General features: G+C 34.7%; 12 protein-coding genes and 1 riboswitch. Of the genes, 4 read left to right on the forward strand and 8 right to left on the reverse strand.

Translation table 11 applies throughout. The annotated features are described in order from the left end of the window. Window positions 1–36 precede the first annotated feature (36 nt). The gene (locus ACFFGA_RS03070; protein ID WP_386059480.1) at window positions 37–1503 is read right to left on the reverse strand and encodes a glutamate synthase subunit beta; all 1467 of its coding nucleotides are present in this window, start codon (window positions 1501–1503) and stop codon (window positions 37–39) included. A 3-nt stretch (window positions 1504–1506) separates the two neighbouring features. Continuing rightward, entirely contained in the window at window positions 1507–6006 is a 4500-nt protein-coding gene (gene gltB, locus ACFFGA_RS03075; RefSeq protein WP_386059483.1) for a glutamate synthase large subunit, read from the reverse strand. Between the two features lie 445 nt (window positions 6007–6451). Between gltB and ACFFGA_RS03080 the strand changes: the two genes are divergently transcribed. Genes ACFFGA_RS03080 through ACFFGA_RS03090 form a run of 3 tightly spaced genes read left to right on the forward strand, consistent with a single transcriptional unit; the run spans window position 6452 to window position 9074 of the window. Further along, a complete protein-coding gene (locus ACFFGA_RS03080; RefSeq protein WP_386059486.1) occupies window positions 6452–7483 on the forward strand; it encodes a porin in 1032 nt (343 codons plus the stop codon). 14 nt (window positions 7484–7497) lie between these two features. Continuing rightward, window positions 7498–7836, forward strand: coding sequence for a P-II family nitrogen regulator (locus ACFFGA_RS03085; protein WP_386059489.1), 339 nt, complete (start codon window positions 7498–7500; stop codon window positions 7834–7836). 5 nt (window positions 7837–7841) lie between these two features. After that, window positions 7842–9074, forward strand: coding sequence for an ammonium transporter (locus tag ACFFGA_RS03090; protein ID WP_386059492.1), 1233 nt, complete (start codon window positions 7842–7844; stop codon window positions 9072–9074). 182 nt (window positions 9075–9256) lie between these two features. On the opposite strand, the gene ACFFGA_RS03095 is transcribed toward ACFFGA_RS03090, so the two are convergent. The 6 genes from ACFFGA_RS03095 to ACFFGA_RS03120 are packed head-to-tail and all read right to left on the reverse strand — an operon-like array spanning window position 9257 to window position 16734. Next, window positions 9257–11839, reverse strand: coding sequence for a phosphoenolpyruvate carboxylase (locus ACFFGA_RS03095; protein WP_386059495.1), 2583 nt, complete (start codon window positions 11837–11839; stop codon window positions 9257–9259). A gap of 3 nt (window positions 11840–11842) precedes the next feature. Continuing rightward, entirely contained in the window at window positions 11843–12961 is a 1119-nt protein-coding gene (gene leuB, locus ACFFGA_RS03100; protein WP_386059498.1) for a 3-isopropylmalate dehydrogenase, read from the reverse strand. A 56-nt stretch (window positions 12962–13017) separates the two neighbouring features. Further along, entirely contained in the window at window positions 13018–13527 is a 510-nt protein-coding gene (locus ACFFGA_RS03105; protein WP_386059500.1) for a hypothetical protein, read from the reverse strand. Window positions 13528–13585: 58 nt separating this feature from the next. Next, the gene (gene leuD / locus ACFFGA_RS03110) at window positions 13586–14173 is read right to left on the reverse strand and encodes a 3-isopropylmalate dehydratase small subunit (protein WP_386059503.1); all 588 of its coding nucleotides are present in this window, start codon (window positions 14171–14173) and stop codon (window positions 13586–13588) included. Beyond that, window positions 14173–15558 (reverse strand): 3-isopropylmalate dehydratase large subunit, encoded by a 1386-nt coding sequence (gene leuC / locus ACFFGA_RS03115; protein WP_386059506.1) that lies wholly within the window; start codon window positions 15556–15558, stop codon window positions 14173–14175. Before leuC ends, leuD begins: the two co-directional genes overlap by 1 nt. After that, entirely contained in the window at window positions 15559–16734 is a 1176-nt protein-coding gene (locus ACFFGA_RS03120) for a 2-isopropylmalate synthase (RefSeq protein WP_386059508.1), read from the reverse strand. It abuts the gene before it with no gap. 145 nt (window positions 16735–16879) lie between these two features. Here ACFFGA_RS03120 and ACFFGA_RS03125 point away from each other — a divergent pair, with 145 nt between their 5' ends. Beyond that, window positions 16880–18430, forward strand: coding sequence for a hypothetical protein (locus ACFFGA_RS03125; protein WP_386059510.1), 1551 nt, complete (start codon window positions 16880–16882; stop codon window positions 18428–18430). A 102-nt stretch (window positions 18431–18532) separates the two neighbouring features. After that, window positions 18533–18656, forward strand: a riboswitch (SAM riboswitch). Window positions 18657–18665 lie beyond the last annotated feature (9 nt).

An 18665-nucleotide genomic window follows, 5' to 3' on the forward strand; every position in this document is an offset into this window, starting at 1 on the left:
CCATAACCCTAAAACTAGTGACTTCCCTTTTAAATCTTATACTCTTGGTAAATCATTGTCATCCTTTAAGGGTAAAGAAGATTCTCCCATTAAATAGGTGTCCACATGATGCGCAGCTTGACGACCTTCGGAAATTGCCCAAACAATTAAAGATTGCCCACGACGCATGTCTCCTGCCGCAAATATGCCAGGCACATTAGTTGCATAATCTTTTGTCGAGGCTTCAATGTTGGTTCTAAAATCCATAGTTAAACCAAACTGATCTGCCAATGTTTTTTCAGAACCTGTAAACCCTAAGGCTAAAAGTGCTAGTTCGCAATCCCAAGTTTTTTCGGTTTCTGATATTTCTTTTAATTGTGGTCGCTCACCTGGCTTAAATAGCCATTCGACTTCAACCGTTTTTAAGCCTTTTAAATTGCCATCTTTATCACCAAGAAACTCTTTAGTTGAAATACTAAAGAAACGCTCAACACCTTCTTGATGAGAGGATGTTGTTTTTAGCTTCATAGGCCAATAAGGCCATGGTTGGTGCGCTGGTCGACCTTCTGTTGGCTTGCTTAAAATTTCAAAATTCGTTACCGATTTTGCTCCATGACGGTTAGATGTTCCAATGCAATCGCTTCCTGTATCTCCTCCTCCAATAACAATGACGTTTTTGTCTTTTGCAGAAATGATGTCATTAAAATCCTTTAAGCCATCCACATACTCATTATTCTTTTTTAAGAAATCCATCGCCTGGACTACACCATTTAAATCAGATCCAGGAATTGGAATACTGCGTCTTACAGTTGCTCCACCACACAGCACAATAGCATCAAACTCTTGTTTTAGTTTGTTGGCATCTATATTTTTACCCACATGAGCATTGGTTTTAAACGCAATACCTTCGTCTTCTAAAACTTTAATACGTCTATCAATGATCTGCTTTTCCATTTTAAAATCTGGAATACCATAACGCAACAATCCGCCAACTTTTTCATCGCGTTCAAAAACAGTAACCGAATGTCCTGCTCTATTGAGTTGCTGTGCTGCTGCTAATCCTGCTGGTCCAGACCCAATTACAGCAACCGTTTTGTTGGTTCTTATTTTAGGAGGTTGTGGAGCAATCCATCCTTCCTTAAAGGCCGTTTCAACAATATTTTTTTCAATATTCTCTATAGATACTGGGTCTTCGTTTATGCCCAAAACGCAAGCTTCTTCACAAGGTGCAGGACACAAACGACCTGTAAACTCAGGGAAATTGTTGGTTTTGTGTAAAATCTCAGCAGCTTCTTTCCATTTGCCTTTATAAACCTTATCGTTAAAATCTGGAATTAAATTACCAAGCGGACAACCACTATGGCAAAATGGAATACCACAATCCATACAACGCGCTCCTTGATCCTTAAGTTTTTCTTCTTCAAGCGGAATGGTAAATTCCTTATAATTAGTAATCCTTTTTTTTGGCTCTATATAAGCTTCGTCCTGTCGCTCGTACTCTAAAAATCCTGTTATCTTTCCCATAATCTACGCGGTTTGTAATTGTTCTTGTTCTAGCCTTATCAAAGCTTGTCTGTATTCTTCTGGTAGCACTTTTTTGAATTTTGGAAGGTTATTTTTCCAGTCATCTAAAAGTCGTCTTGCCAACGGACTTCCTGTTGCTATAAAGTGATTTTCTATAAGTTGTTCCAGCTGTACTTGATCTGCTATGTTTTCTACAGGATCAATATTCAAATCTTCACCATTACAGTTTTGTTCAAACGTCCCATCTGTGTCCAAAACATAGGCAACTCCTCCGCTCATTCCTGCTCCAAAATTTCTTCCAACAGCACCTAGAATTACAGCAACACCACCTGTCATATACTCACAACCATGATCTCCGATACCTTCTACAACGGCTTTTGCGCCTGAGTTTCTTACGCAGAAACGTTCGCCTGCTTTTCCATTGATATAAACTTCACCAGCTGTGGCACCATATAAGGTGACGTTTCCAGTTATGATATTGTCCTCCGGAACAATAGTACAATTAGCAGGAACTTTGATAGTTAATTTTCCACCAGATAAGCCTTTTCCAAGGTAATCGTTAGTATTGCCATGAACGGTCATGCTCACACCTCTTGTGGTAAATGCACCAAAACTCTGACCTGCGGAACCATTAAAATCTATATTTATGGTATCATCTGGCAAGCCTTGAGCTCCATAAATTTTTGAAATTTCGTTGCTTACAATGGCACCAACTGCACGATCGATATTGGTAATTGGCAATTCTAAATTGGTTTTCTGTCTTCGGAATAATGCTTGATGCGCTTGCTTTATAATTTTGAAATCAAGATGCGTTTCAAGATTATGGTCTTGTTTATCTGTATTGTAAAGCTTAACATCTTTGGAAACTTCTACTTTGTGAAGAATTGGTGTTAGGTCTATTCCTGACGCTTTGTAATGCTCAATCGCTTTATTTCTGTTTAATTTTTGAACTTGGCCAACCATTTCATTTACGGTCCTGAAGCCAAGTTTTGCCATGATTTCTCGTAATTCTTGTGCCACAAAGTACATGTAATTGACAACATGCTCTGGCTTACCTTTAAACTTTTTACGAAGTTCTGGATTTTGGGTAGCAATACCAACAGGACAGGTGTTGAGGTGGCAAACGCGCATCATAATACAGCCCGAAGCTACCAGTGGAGCCGTGGCAAAACCAAATTCTTCTGCACCAAGCAAACACGCTATAGCGACATCTCTACCAGTTTTTAATTGGCCATCGCATTCTAAAACAATACGGTTTCTTAAGTTGTTCATCACTAAGGTTTGCTGTGCTTCAGCAATCCCTAATTCCCATGGCAAACCAGCATGTTTTAATGATGTTAGAGGTGAAGCACCTGTACCACCATCAAAACCAGAAATTAAAACCACATCGGCTTTTGCTTTTGCAACACCAGCAGCAACGGTTCCTACACCAACTTCAGATACTAATTTGACATTAATACGTGCTTCTCGGTTAGCTGATTTTACATCGTAGATTAACTGTGATAAATCTTCAATGGAATAAATATCGTGATGAGGTGGTGGAGAAATTAAACCGACGTAAGGTGTTGAATTTCTTGTTTTGGCAATTTCAGGATTAACTTTTGGTCCTGGTAACTGGCCTCCTTCACCTGGTTTTGCACCTTGCGCGATTTTAATTTGAATTTCATTAGCGCTAGTCAAATAATTAGAGGTTACGCCAAAACGACCCGAAGCCACTTGTTTTATAGCGGAATTTCGCCAATCTCCTTGCGAGCTTTTATAGAAACGTTCCTGATCTTCTCCACCTTCACCTGAGTTGGATTTTCCTCCAATTCGGTTCATGGCAACTGCTAAATTTTCATGCGCTTCTTTACTAATAGAACCATAAGACATCGCTCCGGTTTTAAAACGTTTTACAATCTCGGTCCAAGGCTCAACTTCTTCTAATGGAATTGGGTCAAATTGATCAAATTCAAACAAGCCTCTAATAGTCATTAAGTTCTTAGATTGGTTATTTACCAACTCTGAATATTCCTTAAATGTAGATGCTTTGTTGGTTCTTACAGATTCCTGAAGCTTTGCCACAGTTAGGGGATTAAACATGTGTTTTTCCTGTCCACGTCTCCATCTGTAATCGCCACCAATTTCTATATCTAAATCGGTATCATTTTGTTGAAACGCTTTTTTGTGACGCTTTACAATTTCCTGTTCTATTTCGCGTAAGCCAATACCCTGGATTCGTGTTGGTGTATTTGGAAAGTATTTATCCACAGTTGCAGTATTGATACCAATACACTCAAATAATTGTGAGCCACGATAGGAGTTAAGTGTTGAAATCCCAATTTTGTTCATCACTTTTAGAATCCCTTTTCCAATGGCTTTGTTGTAATTTTTAATGGCTGCGAGATACTCTAAATCGGTAACGTCTTTGTTGTTGATTTGTTTCTGAACAATTTCGTTTACAATATATGGATTCACAGCACTTGCACCATAACCAAACAGTAGTGCAAAATGATGCACTTCGCGTGGTTCTGCGGATTCAATTATTAAACTGATTTGAGAACGTTTTTTTAGTTTGTGCAACGCATGATTTAAATAAGAACATGCTAATAATGCTGGAATTGGTGCATGGTTTTCATCAACATACCTGTCAGAAAGTATAATAATGTTTGCACCTTCGTCTATAGCTTTTGAAGCTTTATTGACCAGGTTTTCTAAAGCCACTTCAAGTTCGTTTAAACCTCTGTTGACTTCATATAACATAGAAATAGATTCTACTTTAAAATCTGGATTGGCATCGTAGTTTCTAATTTTATCTAAATCGTGTTTTGAAATCACCGGATTTTGAATTTTAAGCTTTTTGCAGTGTTCCGGATTTATGTCAAAAAGGTTAACATCGCTACCAAGTGTCAAGCTAATATCTGTGATTAATTCCTCTCGAATACCATCTAATGGAGGATTGGTTACCTGTGCAAACAATTGCTTAAAATAGTTGTAAACCAACTGTGGTCTCTCGGACAATATTGCAATTGGTGTATCGCTTCCCATAGATCCAATAGGCTCTTTACCCAATTGTGCCATAGGACGAATAATGGTATTGATATCCTCTTGTGTATAGCCAAAAATTATTTCACGTTTTTTGAGCTCTATTTCATCATATTTAATAGGTCCTTTTTTTGCCGAAATATCACGAAGGTGTACTAGGTTATCATTCAGCCATTGTCTGTATGGATGTTTTGAAGCGATTTCTTCTTTAATTTCCTCATCATTAACAATGCGTCCTTCATTCATATTTACCAAGAACATTTTTCCTGGCTCTAAACGACCGTGATATTCTACATTTTCTGGTTTAATATCTACAACACCAGTTTCTGAAGACATAATAACATTACCATTTTTAGTAACAGTATAGCGCGATGGACGCAGACCATTTCTGTCTAAAACGGCACCAATATAGTTGCCATCTGTAAAAGGAATAGAAGCAGGACCATCCCAAGGTTCCATTAAGCAAGAGTTGTACTCGTAGAAGGCTTTTTTGGCATCAGACATATTTGGGTTTTTCTCCCAAGCTTCTGGCACGAGCATCATCATGGCTTCAGGAAGTGAACGACCTGTCATTAATAATAATTCTACGACCATATCCAATGTTGCAGAATCCGATTTTCCTCTTAAGATGGTTGGTAAAATCTTTTTGATGTCATCTCCAAAGGCATCACTTTTCATGATTTCTTCGCGCGAAAACATTCGAGATACATTACCTCTTAAGGTATTAATCTCTCCATTGTGGCAAATGTATCTAAACGGTTGAGCTAAATCCCAAGTTGGAAAAGTGTTGGTTGAAAAACGTTGATGCACTAATGCCAAACGTGTATCTAATGCTGAATTGAACAAATCGAGATAATACTCGTTAATATGTTCTGGTTTTAGCAGACCTTTATAAATGATGATTTTAGTAGATAAACTTGGAAGGTAAAAGAATTTTGATTCTGATAGTTTGGAATTATATATAGTGTGTTCTGCGATTTTACGTGCTGCAAATAGCTTAAGGTTAAACTCGCGTTCTGTTTGGTTTTCATCAGATTTACCAATAAAGATTTGTTTTACAAAAGGCTCGGTAATTTTTGCAATCTCTCCCAAAATTTCTGAGTTTACAGGAACATCTCTCCAGCCAATAAGTTTTAGACCTTGTGTTTCAATTTCTTTTTCAAAAACGTCTATACAAAACTGGCGTTGATTTTCTTTGCGTGGTAAGAAGACATTGCTTACTGCATATTCGCCAGCTTCAGGCAACTCAAAGTCGCAAAAGATTTTAAAGAATTTGTGAGGTATATCAATTAAAATTCCAGCGCCATCACCAGTGACACCATCTGCACTTACTGCACCACGATGTTCTAATTTTACTAAAATTTCTAACGCTTTATGAATAATGTCATTAGAACGTTTTCCGGTTAAGCTACAAATAAAACCAGCACCACAATTATCGTGTTCAAATTCTGGTAAATAAAGTCCTTGTTTCTTCAGCATAATTCCAAGTATTTTAAAGGCTTTTTTAGGCCTCGTTACACCTCTAATATATACCTAAGAATTTGATTAAAAAAAAAGCGCAATAACTTTTCACATATCAACAATAATGAACATTCTATTTGAAAATTCGGCAATTATAAGGGTTAAAATTGCAAAATGTACAACAATATTATTTTCAATAATAAACACAAATTATTACGAAATCGTTTTCAAAAATCGCTTTTATCAAAATTATTTTCATAAAAAAGTAAAAATAATTGAAAAATATTGATTTTTTAAATTATCAATTTATCAAAAAACGTTAAAAAAATGATTTAACCCTAAAAATAATAGGGTTTAAAATCAAATATTGATAAAAATAACACAACAACCCTATTTATTTTAGGGGTATAAATAAACTTTGTATAGATTTGACTCAACCTTAACTAATTAAATATAGTTTTTTATGAGAAAAATTTTTACTTTATCACTATTGCTAATGACAATAGTTTTAACCGCGCAAGAAGCTGAAGAGGTTTCTGAAAAAAAATTCACAATTTCAGGAAGTGTTGATGCTTACTTTAGATCAAATTTAACCGGACCAAATGAAGCCTTTGAAGAAGATGGTGAAACTTTTTTCTTAAATCCAGGAACATCTTTTGCAAATAGAAGTGGTTTTAGCTTTGGTATGGCAAATGTTATTGCGTCCTATGAAGGTGACAAAGTAGGATTTGTTGCAGACTTAGTGTTTGGACCTAGGGGAGAAGATGCTGTATTCTTATCTATGGGGCAAAGCAGTATTGTCAACCAACTATATGTGTATTATAATGTTAGTGAAACTGTGACATTAACCTTGGGTAACTTTAATACATTTTTAGGGTATGAAGTTATTTCGCCAGTGGGTAATTTTAATTACAGTACCTCTTACATGTTTTCAAATGGCCCATTTTCGCATTCGGGTTTAAAAGCTGATATAGCTTTATCGGATGATTTTTCGCTAATGCTTGCCATAATGAACAGTACTGACTTTACTGAGGTTAATCTAGATGGAAGTTATACTCTTGGTGCTCAATTAGGGTATAAAGATCAATATTTAAATTTTGTTTATGGTAACCAAACAGGAAACAGTGATCCAACCATGCAGGTTGATTATACAGGTGGTACAGACTTAGCGGATGATTTCTTCTTAGGAATAAACGCAACCTATAATGATACAGATGGCAGCGGTTTTTATGGAGCTGCATTATACCCTCAATATACTTTATCAGAAAGTTTAGCATTAGGATTAAGAGCTGAATATTTTGGTTTCCATTACGATGGATTTGACGATGACAATGTTATAGCAGCAACACTATCCGCTAACTACACGGTAGATGACTTAACAATTATACCAGAAGTAAGACTGGACAGCTGGTCTGATGATTTTTATTTTGACAACGACCTAGAGCCAACAAAAAGCTTAGCCTCTTTCCTCGTTGCAGCAGTATACAAATTCTAACTAATATAAATACAATGAAAAAAGTTGAAGCAATAATTAGAAAATCTAAATTTTCTACCGTAAAAAATGCCCTGCATGAAGTGGGTGTTAATTTCTTCTCTTATTGGGATGTTACCGGACTTGGTAATGAAAAAGAAGGTCATGTATATAGAGGTGTTTCGTATAGCACAAGTGATATACAAAGACGCTACTTATCCATTGTCGTAAATGATGACTTTGAAGAGGTAACTATTAAAGCCATTTTAGAATCTGCTTCTACTGGAGAGGTTGGGGATGGTAAAATCTTTGTTTCTAACATCGAGGAAGTTTACAGAATACGAACAGGAGAAAAAGGAGGACAAACTTTAAAATAAAACACATGGAACTATTAACTACAAATAATGTATGGATGATGATCTGTACAGCACTCGTTTTCTTTATGCATTTAGGTTTTGCATTTTTAGAAATCGGATTAACACGTCAAAAAAACACAATAAATATTTTATTTAAAAACATATTTATTATTACAGTTGGACTACTACTTTATTGTTTAGTAGGGTTTAACCTTATGTATCCTGGTGAATTTAATGGATTTTTAGGATTTGCAGGTTTCGGTTTAGATTCGCCACTTACTGATGCTGGCACATTAGACTTAGCTTATAATGAAGGCTATACGTATTGGACAGATTTCTTATTTCAAGGAATGTTTGCCGCAACAGCAGCAACAATAGTTTCTGGTGCAGTTGCTGAACGTATGAAAATTGGACCTTTTATGGTTTTTACAGTATTATATGTTGGAATTATATACCCATTAGCTGGTTCATGGAAATGGGGTGGTGGATTTTTAGACCAAATGGACACTCCTTTTTATGATTTTGCTGGTTCTACACTAGTTCACTCCGTAGGAGGCTGGGCTGCTTTAGTTGCTGTATGCTTGTTAGGCTCTAGAATTGGTAAGTTTAAAGATGGTAAGTTACAAGCTATACCAGGTCACAACATTCCATTAGCAACAGCTGGTGTAATTATCCTTTGGTTAGGTTGGTTTGGTTTTAATGGCGGCTCAGTGTTATCAGCTGATCCAGGATTAACATCGCTTACTTTAGTAACAACATGTTTAGCTGCAGCTGCAGGAGGTGTTGTGGCTGCCCTAGTTTCTACCCTACGATATAAAAATTTAGATTTAACAATGTTTCTTAATGGTATCTTAGGTGGTCTTGTTGGTATTACTGCTGGTGCAGACCAAATGAGTCCAACAGATGCTATAATTATTGGTGCAGTTGCAGGTGCAATCATTGTGTTTGCCGTTTCGTTAATTGATAAGCTAAAGTTAGACGATCCTGTAGGTGCAATAGCAGTACACTTGGTTTGTGGTATTTGGGGAACATTAGCGGTAGGTCTTTTTGGAGCTCTTGCTAGCGTATCACAATTTTTAAGTCAACTTATTGGAGTTGCATCTTATGCAGCAATATGTATTGTATCTTCATTCCTAATCATATTTATAATGAAGAAAACGGTAGGTATCAGAGTTTCTGAGCGTGAAGAATTAGAAGGTCTTGATGCGCACGAGCATGGTATGGATGCTTATCCAGATTTTAGACTAAATGAACATTAATAAATTTTGAAATAAATTGTTTATAATTAGTTGTTAGTGAAAACCCTCTGGACATTTGTTTAGAGGGTTTTTTATTTTAAGAAAGCGTGTTCAACTACTAAAACTTGAACAGACTTTTTTATTTTAAAAAAGACCTTTCAGGTTTTTAAGCCTGAAAGGTCTTTATATATATATAAATATAATTAAGCCGAATTACGACTCGCATTTATATTTCCGAATAAAGAACGTGTTACCATATTTGCAAAAACTTTCATCTGCTCATCGTTTGGTTTTGCTCCAGCTTTTTCAAGTTCTTGAATTTTCTTTAAAGCATATTGTTGTATGGTCAATAAAGGTAAAACGATAGATTCCCTTACAGCAATAGAAGCTTTACCAGCTGGTTCTTCTTGCATTAATTCCTTATATCCTGTAAGCTTTAAAATTAAGCGTTTTGTAGTTTCGTATTCATTGTATATTATTTTCCAAAACTCACCATATTCAGCATCTTCTGCCATATATCTTGTTAAATCAAAGAACGATTTTGACAATGACATCATACTATTTTCAATTAACGTTTTAAAGAAGTCTGACGTTTTAAACAGCGTTTGGACTTTTTCAAATTCCCCTGAATCTTCATAATGCTTCAAGGCAGTGCCAACTCCAAAAAAGCCAGGCACGTTTTGTTTTAATTGGCTCCAAGAGCCTACAAAAGGGATTGCTCTTAAATCTTCAAAAACCAAACCTTCAGATTTTCCACGTTTAGATGGACGACTTCCAATATTTGTTTTAGCATAATACTTAAGTGTACTCATATGCTCTAAATATGGTATAAACTTAGGATGTGCTTTAAAATCTGAATAGGCTTTATAGCTTCGTTCTGCCAAATCTGTCATAACAACTCTGTTTTCATCAGTCATGCTTAGATCCTTATCACTAATGCTATTATAAATCCCAGAACTTATAAGCTGCTCTAGGTTATATTGTGAAGATTCTAATGTTCCGAAATTAGAACTAATGGTTTGTCCTTGAATTGTTAATTGCACTTCTTCGTCTTCAATAGTTGGACCTAATGATGCATAAAAATTGTGTGTTTTTCCACCACCTCTAGCTGGAGGTCCACCACGACCATCAAAGAAAATAACTTTAATACCATATTTTCTGGAAACAGTTGTCAATGCTTCTTTAGCTTTATAAATAGCCCAATTTGCCATTAGGTAACCACCATCTTTGGTGCCATCGCTAAAACCAAGCATAATGGTTTGTTTGTTACCACGAGATTTTAAATGCTTTGCGTAATCTGGATTGGTATATAACTCCTCCATTACGGCTGGTGCATTTTTTAAATCTGTAATCGTTTCAAAAAGAGGTCCAATATCTACAGTTAATTTATCTTGAAATGCCACCAACTTTAGCATTGCAAACAGCTGCATAACATTTAATGTCGTTTGGTTATTACTTATTATGTAACGGTTTGCGGCCTTCTCACCATTTGTTTCCTGTATGGTTTTAATGGCTTTCATGGTATTTAATGCTTTCAAGGTTTCTTCATCTTTTATTAAAGATAAATCAACCTCTCCTTTAATTTTTGATAGGATTTTAATTTGTTCCTTCTCAGATAAATCGTGATAATTTTTTGGAAAAATAGCACTTCCGCTTTTAATTAAAGCATCTACCATATCATTGAAGAATTGTGCATGTTTTCTGCTATCCTGACGTATATCTAAGTTGGCAAAATGAAACCCAAATAAATGGATTTTATTTAGAAGACTATTAACCTCAGATAAGTATAATGACTGATGCTTTTTAATAATGATGTCTTTAACCTCTTTTAACTCTGAAGTAAAATAATCTAAAGTTAAGCTAGATTTTTTGTTGGTAATAATTTTATAAAGCTCTTTCTCTAAGGTATTGACACGATCTTCCACACCTTGAAAGGAAAGTTTTCGCTTTAGCCTTCTCACGTCGCGATAATAATTCTTTATGATAGTTTCGCGTAATCGATTTGCTACATTCAATGTAATTTCTGGCGTTACAAATGGGTTTCCATCTCTGTCACCACCTGGCCAAAAACCAATGTTTATAATATCGTTATCTATCTGTTTACCATCGAAAATGTTTTGTTGAATGTAATCGTAAATGGTTCCGAAAGATTTATAAAACACATTTTCTAAATACCATATTAAACTCACAGCTTCATCAAATGGCGAAGGTTTTTTGTGTTTAAAAAAGGGAGTTTTTCCTAATTGCGCCAACAAATCATTGATTCTTAACAAATCATTTTCCCGGATGGCTTCGGTTAAATCTGTAATAATTCCTAAAACTGAGCCAGGATAAAACTGGGTTGGATGTGCTGTTAAAACAATTCTAACTTTAAATTCTTCAAGATATTTTTGAAGCGTTTCTAACTTGTTTTCGGCAGTAACGGATTCTTTTAAGCTTCTTAATGTTCCGATACCATCCATATTATTTACTATCGGAAAAGCAGCATCTTCAATAGCATCAAATAATACGACTTGTCTTTCGATATATTGAATAAACCTAAAAAGAAGGTTAATTTGACTTTCTGGAGTGCGTCTTGCTTGATACTTTTTGAAAAACGTATTTACTATAGTTGTAGGATCTTCTTGATTGGCAAATCCCTTTTGACATGTTTCGTGAAACAACGGTAATAGAGCGCCAGTTTTTGTAATAGCATCAAACGGTAAAGTCATAAATATGCTATTGTAAATCTGGTACTTTGAAAGTACATTTTGATTAAATCGTGTAAGTTTTGGCTGTGTGGGCATCTATTATATAATTGTAGATTGTCCTAAATGGATATTGGTAAAATTCATGTTGGTGTCTTTTGGATTATTAATAAAATCCTCAATGAAATCACCAACTTTACTTGTGGTTATGTTATCGTATTTTGTATTTATATCTGGAGTAGAAATATTTAATTTCAATGATTTTTCTACACCAATTTTTATCAATTCGGCTTCGGTATGTAAACCAAAATGCACTAGCAACATTGCAGCTGATAAAATGGAAGCGATAGGATTGGCAATACCTTTTCCTGTAGCTTGTGGATAAGATCCATGAATAGGCTCAAACATAGCATATTTATCTCCAACAGATGCGGAAGCTAACAAACCTATAGAACCTCCAATCACACTAGCTTCATCACTAATAATATCTCCAAACATATTTTCGGTTAATATAACATCAAATTGTTTTGGGTTTAATATCATTTGCATAGCAGCATTATCTACAAATAAGAAGTCTAATGTAACATCTTTGTATTGTTTAGCAACTTCGGTAACAACTCTCCTCCAAAGCCTTGAACTTTCTAAAACATTGGCTTTATCTACCAAAGTTACTTTATGTTTTCGAGATTGTGCAGACTTAAATGCTAAATGTGCAATACGTTCAATTTCTTCACGTGAGTACTCACACAAATCCGAAGCCACATTTCCGTCTTCACTTAAACTTTTTTCTCCGAAATAAATCCCGCCAGTTAACTCACGATAAATACTAATGTCAGTGCCTTGAATGATATTCTTTTTTAAAGGAGATTTATCCAATAGCGTTTCATAAGCCTTAACAGGTCTGATGTTTGCAAACAAACCAAGCTCTTTTCTCAATTTGAGTAAACCTTGTTCTGGACGTACTTTTGCTGATGGATCATTGTCATATTTTGGATGACCTATAGAACCAAACAATATAGCATCGCTAGTTTTGCACAAGTCTAATGTTTCATCTGGCAACGGATTATTCTGTTTGTCAATGGCAACAGCACCAACGTCTGCATAAACAAACTTAAAGTTATGATCAAATTCTGAAGCAATAGCTTTTAGTGCTTTTACAGCTTGATTTGTTACCTCTGGACCAATGCCATCTCCTGGCAATACTGCGATGTTTAATTTCATAAATTTTTACGAAAGCAGGAGTGACTCCCTACTTTTTTATTAATTATTAATTTATTTTATTCTAAGCTTTCAATTTCTTGGGTAATTTTATTAATCCAATTATTGTTCTCTTCAATCCGCTGACCATGACTGGTCTCTTCATCATAGACATTCTGTATTTTCCTGCATTCAGCCCATAAACTACTATATATCTCTGAGTAAGAATCAAAGTTCTTAACTTTTTGCTTTTTTAATTTTTCGAACTCAATTTGCATTTTAAGAGCATAAAGTGCCGCAATGTCAAAATGTAATTGTTCGTGTGAAAGTAAATCATCACTTTCTTTAAATACCCAAGAAAGATTAGTATAAAAGTTAGCTACTACTTTTAAGTCTTCATAATTTTGAATATTATTATCCTCGTCTACAGAAATATCACTAGGTTGTATCTCAATATCGTAGGTAGTTAGAGCAAAAGCATATATTTCTGTGTTTGGTGTAGCTTTAAAATCCGCCCAGCTTAATGGTCTGTCTTTGGACCACTCAATAGTATTTTGAGCTATTAAACTTGTTGGAATGCCTAAAAACATTTATAAAAAGCATAAAAGAATTATTTTTTTCATTTTTTTCTTTAATAAGCTAATTGTACTAAGCCATTGAATTTTCGTAGGCTTCAATTAATTCTTTATTATTTACAAGATAATCAATATCGTCATATCCATTTATCATGCATGTCTTTTTATAGGCGTCTATTTCAAAATCTTCAGATTGATTTGTATCTTTAATTAAAATCGTTTGTTTTTCGAGGTTAACTTCTAATTCCGTCTGTGGATTGGACTCAATTTGCTGAAGTAAGTCACTTAAAAATTCTTTTGAAACCTGAACTGGCAATAAGCCATTATTCAATGCATTTCCTTTAAAAATATCAGCAAAAAAACTAGACACAACCACTTTAAATCCATAATCTGTAATTGCCCAAGCGGCATGCTCTCTACTCGACCCACAACCAAAATTATCTCCAGCAACTAAAATGCTCCCAGAATATTTTGAATCATTAAGTACAAAATCGGTATTTACCGTTCCGTCTTTATGATATCTCCAATCTCTAAATACGTTATCTCCAAATCCATTTCTATCTGTGGCCTTAAGAAAACGCGCAGGTATAATCTGGTCTGTATCTACATTCTCAATACTTAATGGAATGGCTCTTGATTTTAATGTTGTAAACTTTTCCATTAATTTAAATGTTTTGTAATATCTATAATTTTTCCTTCTACTGCAGTGGCAGCTGCAACTAATGGACTTGCTAAAATGGTTCTAGAGCCTTGTCCTTGTCGTCCTTCAAAATTTCTGTTTGATGTAGATACGCAATATTCTCCTTGCGGAATTTTATCATCATTCATCGCTAAACATGCAGAACAGCCTGGTTGACGCAATTCAAAACCAGCTTCGTCAAAAACAGTCTTTAAACCTTCTTCAATAATCTGAGCTTCTACTTGTTTACTGCCTGGTACCAACCAAGCTGTAACATTATCAGCTTTTTTCTTACCTTTTATAAAATTTGCTGCAACTCTAAAGTCTTCAATTCTAGAATTGGTACAACTTCCTATAAACACAAAATTGATAGGTTTATTAATTAAACTTTCACCAGCTTCAAAATTCATATAGGCTAATGATTTTTTGAAAGACGGATTTTCATCAACCGGAATATTTTCAGAAATTTTAATTCCCATTCCAGGATTGGTTCCATAAGTAATCATTGGCTCAATGTCTTCAGCATCAAAATGATATTCTTTATCAAATTGTGCTCCTTCATCTGTTGGCAAGGTTTTCCAATAGGCTACTTTCTTTTCAAAATCTTCACCTTTTGGTGCAAATTCTCTTCCTTTTACATATTCAAAAGTTGTTTCATCTGGTGCAATCATGCCTCCACGTGCACCCATTTCAATACTCATATTACAGACGGTCATACGACCTTCCATACTCATCTCTTCAAAAACATTTCCGGCATATTCGCAGAAATATCCTGTACCAGAATTGGTGCCTAGTTTTGAAATGATATAAAGAATGACATCCTTTGGTAAGACGCCATTCTTTAATTTTCCATTAACCGAAACTCTAAGGCTTTTCGGTTTTTTAAGCAACAAGCATTGACTTGCAAACACCTGTGCAACTTGGCTTGTACCTATACCAAATGCAATGGCTCCGAAGGCACCATGTGTTGAGGTATGACTATCGCCACAGACCATGGTCATGCCTGGTTGCGTCACACCCAACTCTGGAGCCATTACATGCACAATTCCATTATACTTATGTCCTAGCTCATATAATGTAATATTATTCTTCTTACAATTCTTAGATAACTGCTCTAGTTGTTGTCTAGATAATGCATCTCTAACGGGTTGATCTTGATTTAATGTTGGTGTATTATGATCTGCTGTGGCCAAAATTTGATTAGGCCTAAAAACAGGAATTCCACGTTCTTCCAATTCATTGAAAGCCTGTGGACTTGTTACTTCGTGTATTAAATGTTTATCAATATATAGTATCTGCGGACCGTTTTCTATACTACTGACCACATGCGAATCCCAGACCTTGTCGAATAGTGTTTTCTTTGACATTTATGCTGAAATTATTTGATTATAAATCTTACTCGTCTCAATAATTTGATGAATATCGCTATCATTGATTTCTTTCTTACGGTCTGCAAAGCTTAAAAAGTTAGCATACACTTCATCTAGCTGAAGTTTCGTTAATTCATAACCCACATTTTTAGCTCTATAAGCTAAAGCAGCTCTTCCGCTTCTTGCAGTTAATACAATTGCAGATTCAGTGACTCCAACATCTTTAGGGTCTATGATTTCATAAGTTTCACGGTTTTTTATTACACCATCTTGATGAATACCAGAACTATGTGCAAAAGCATTGGCTCCAACAATGGCTTTGTTTGGTTGGGTATAAATTCCCATACTATCACTAACCAATTGACTCATTCCGTACAGCATTGAGGTGTTAATATTGGTGTCTAATTTTAAGTAAGGATGTTGCTTTAGTACCATCACTACTTCTTCTAAAGCAGTGTTACCAGCACGCTCACCAATTCCATTTATTGTACATTCAATTTGACGTGCACCGTTAATTACGCCTTCAATTGAATTGGCTGTTGCCAAACCTAAATCGTTATGACAATGACATGATAAAATGGCCTTTTCAATACCTTTTACATTCTCTTTTAGGTATTTGATTTTAGCACCATATTCACTTGGTAAACAATAACCTGTTGTGTCAGGAATATTCAACACAGTAGCACCAGCTTTAATAGCAGCTTCGCACACTCTAGCTAGATATTCGTTGTCTGTCCTACCAGCATCTTCAGCATAAAACTCAACATCTTCAACAAAAGACTTGGCATATTTTACAGCAGCATAAGCACGTTCTAAAATATCTTCTTGTGTTGTTTTAAATTTATGAACGATATGCGATTCTGAAGTTCCAATTCCTGTGTGAATTCTAGGTTTTGCAGCATACTTTAATGCTTCAGCTGCAACTTTAATGTCATTTTCTACTGATCTTGTAAGACCACATACTGTAGCGTTTTTTACAATTTTTGAAATTGCCTCAACCGATTTAAAATCACCTGGACTAGAGACGGGAAAACCAGCTTCAATGACATCTACACCCAATTGGTCTAACTGCTCTGCAATGACGACCTTCTGTTCCGTGTTTAGCTTACAACCTGGAACTTGTTCTCCATCGCGAAGGGTTGTGTCGAAGATTTGTATATTGTTATTTGACATATATCAAAATATATTTATAGTATTGTCTTACGAATTTATATTTTGAATTTCATTAAGGCTTTTATGGTTCATTTCATTTTACGATGTTCAAAAGCAAAATAAGATATTAATAGTCTGTTAATCAGTATTATAAAATCAATTTCAATTGACAACTAAAGACCAAAAAGATAATTTATTTTCGTTAGTTAAGTCTTTAACTAAATCTGAAAAGCGACAGTTTAAGTTGTACGTTGGTCGTTTAGGTGTGAATTCTGATTCTAAATTTTTGAATTTATTCAACCTTTTGGATAAGGCAAAAGTTTATAACGAAGCCGCAATTATAAAAAGTAACATTGTTAAAAAACAACAGTTAGCCAATGTTAAAGCACATTTGTACAAGCAAATTTTAATTAGCCTTAAACTAAATCCGTCACACCAAAATATACGTTCGCAAATACGAGAACAGCTTGATTTTGCTTCAATTTTATATCACAAAGGCTTATATAAACAGAGTCTAAAAATATTAGATAAAGCAAAGGAACTTGCCATTGCCAATGAAGAAAAAAATATAGCTTTTGAAATCGTAGAACTCGAAAAAATCATTGAATCTCAATATATTACACGAAGCATTAGCTCAAGAGCAGATGAGTTGGCCTTACAAGCCAAAGATCTGAGTTCTCAAAATGTAATAGCGAGCAAGCTGTCTAATTTATCTCTTCAATTGTATAGCACTATTCTAAAAACAGGCTATGTAAAAAATGAAGAAGAGAGCCTAAAGGTGACTAAATATTTTAACGATAGACTGCCTGAATTTAACCTTAAAAAAGTCGGTTTTAGAGAGAAACTTTGGTTATACAAAGCACATTTATGGTATAGTTTTTTGATGCAAGATTTTTTGAATTGCTATAAATATGCTTCAAAATGGGTTGATTTATTTTACCAAAATCCAAGCATGATTAACCTTAATCCTGTTTTCTTTTTAAAAGGGAATAATTACCTCTTAGAGTCATTGTTCTTTATTAGCAATAAATCAAAATTTGTAAAAAAACTTGAAGATTTTAAAGCTGCCGTAAACAATTCGAAATTTATAAAAGACGAAAATGTATCCACGCTCGTTTTCTTATATACCAATTTTCATAGCATTAATCAACATTTTATTGATGGTAGTTTTGAGGAAGGTTTAGAACTGATTCCAAGTATTGAAAAGAACCTTGTTCAATTTAATGACCGAATTGATCCACATCACAAAATGATATTTTATTACAAATTTGCCAGTTTACATTTTGGAGCAGGCAATAATAAAGCGTGTATAAAATACTTGGATAAGATAATTTCTAATAAATCCTTATCCATGCGAGAGGATTTGCTTTGTTTCTCTAGAGTATTAAACCTTGTTGCCCATTATGAAGCAGGTTTAGACTATCACTTAGAAACACTATTGAGAAGTACTTATAAATTTCTAATAAAGATGAATGACCTTCATGAGGTGCAAAAGGAAATGATAAAATTCATTAGAGGACTTCAAGATATTTACCCTCACGATCTTAAAAATGCCTTTAAAGAACTTCATAAAACGCTAAAAACTTATGAAGACCATCCATACGAACGTAGAGCATTTTTGTACTTGGATATTATTTCGTGGTTAGAGAGTAAAATTGAGAATAAGCCAGTGGGTGAAATTATTAAGGCTAAGTATTTAGCAAAAAACTCTGCCTGATTTTTAAGAATTCACAAAAAAATCAAAAAAAAGGTAAAAAGTTTGGATATTAAATTTTTGTGTTGCAATATTTGTGCTCACAAAGTTCAAACACTTACTGAAATGTTATCAAGAAAGGTGGAGGGATAGACCCAACGAAGCCTTAGCAACCCTTAGACTTACTAAGAAGGTGCTAAATTCTACTTGAAGAAGCAAGTCATTTTTTGCAACTTCGGATAGATAACTCAAGACTAAT

Source organism: Winogradskyella pulchriflava, from assembly GCF_042434315.1.
Classification (GTDB): Bacteria; Bacteroidota; Bacteroidia; order Flavobacteriales; family Flavobacteriaceae; genus Winogradskyella; species Winogradskyella pulchriflava.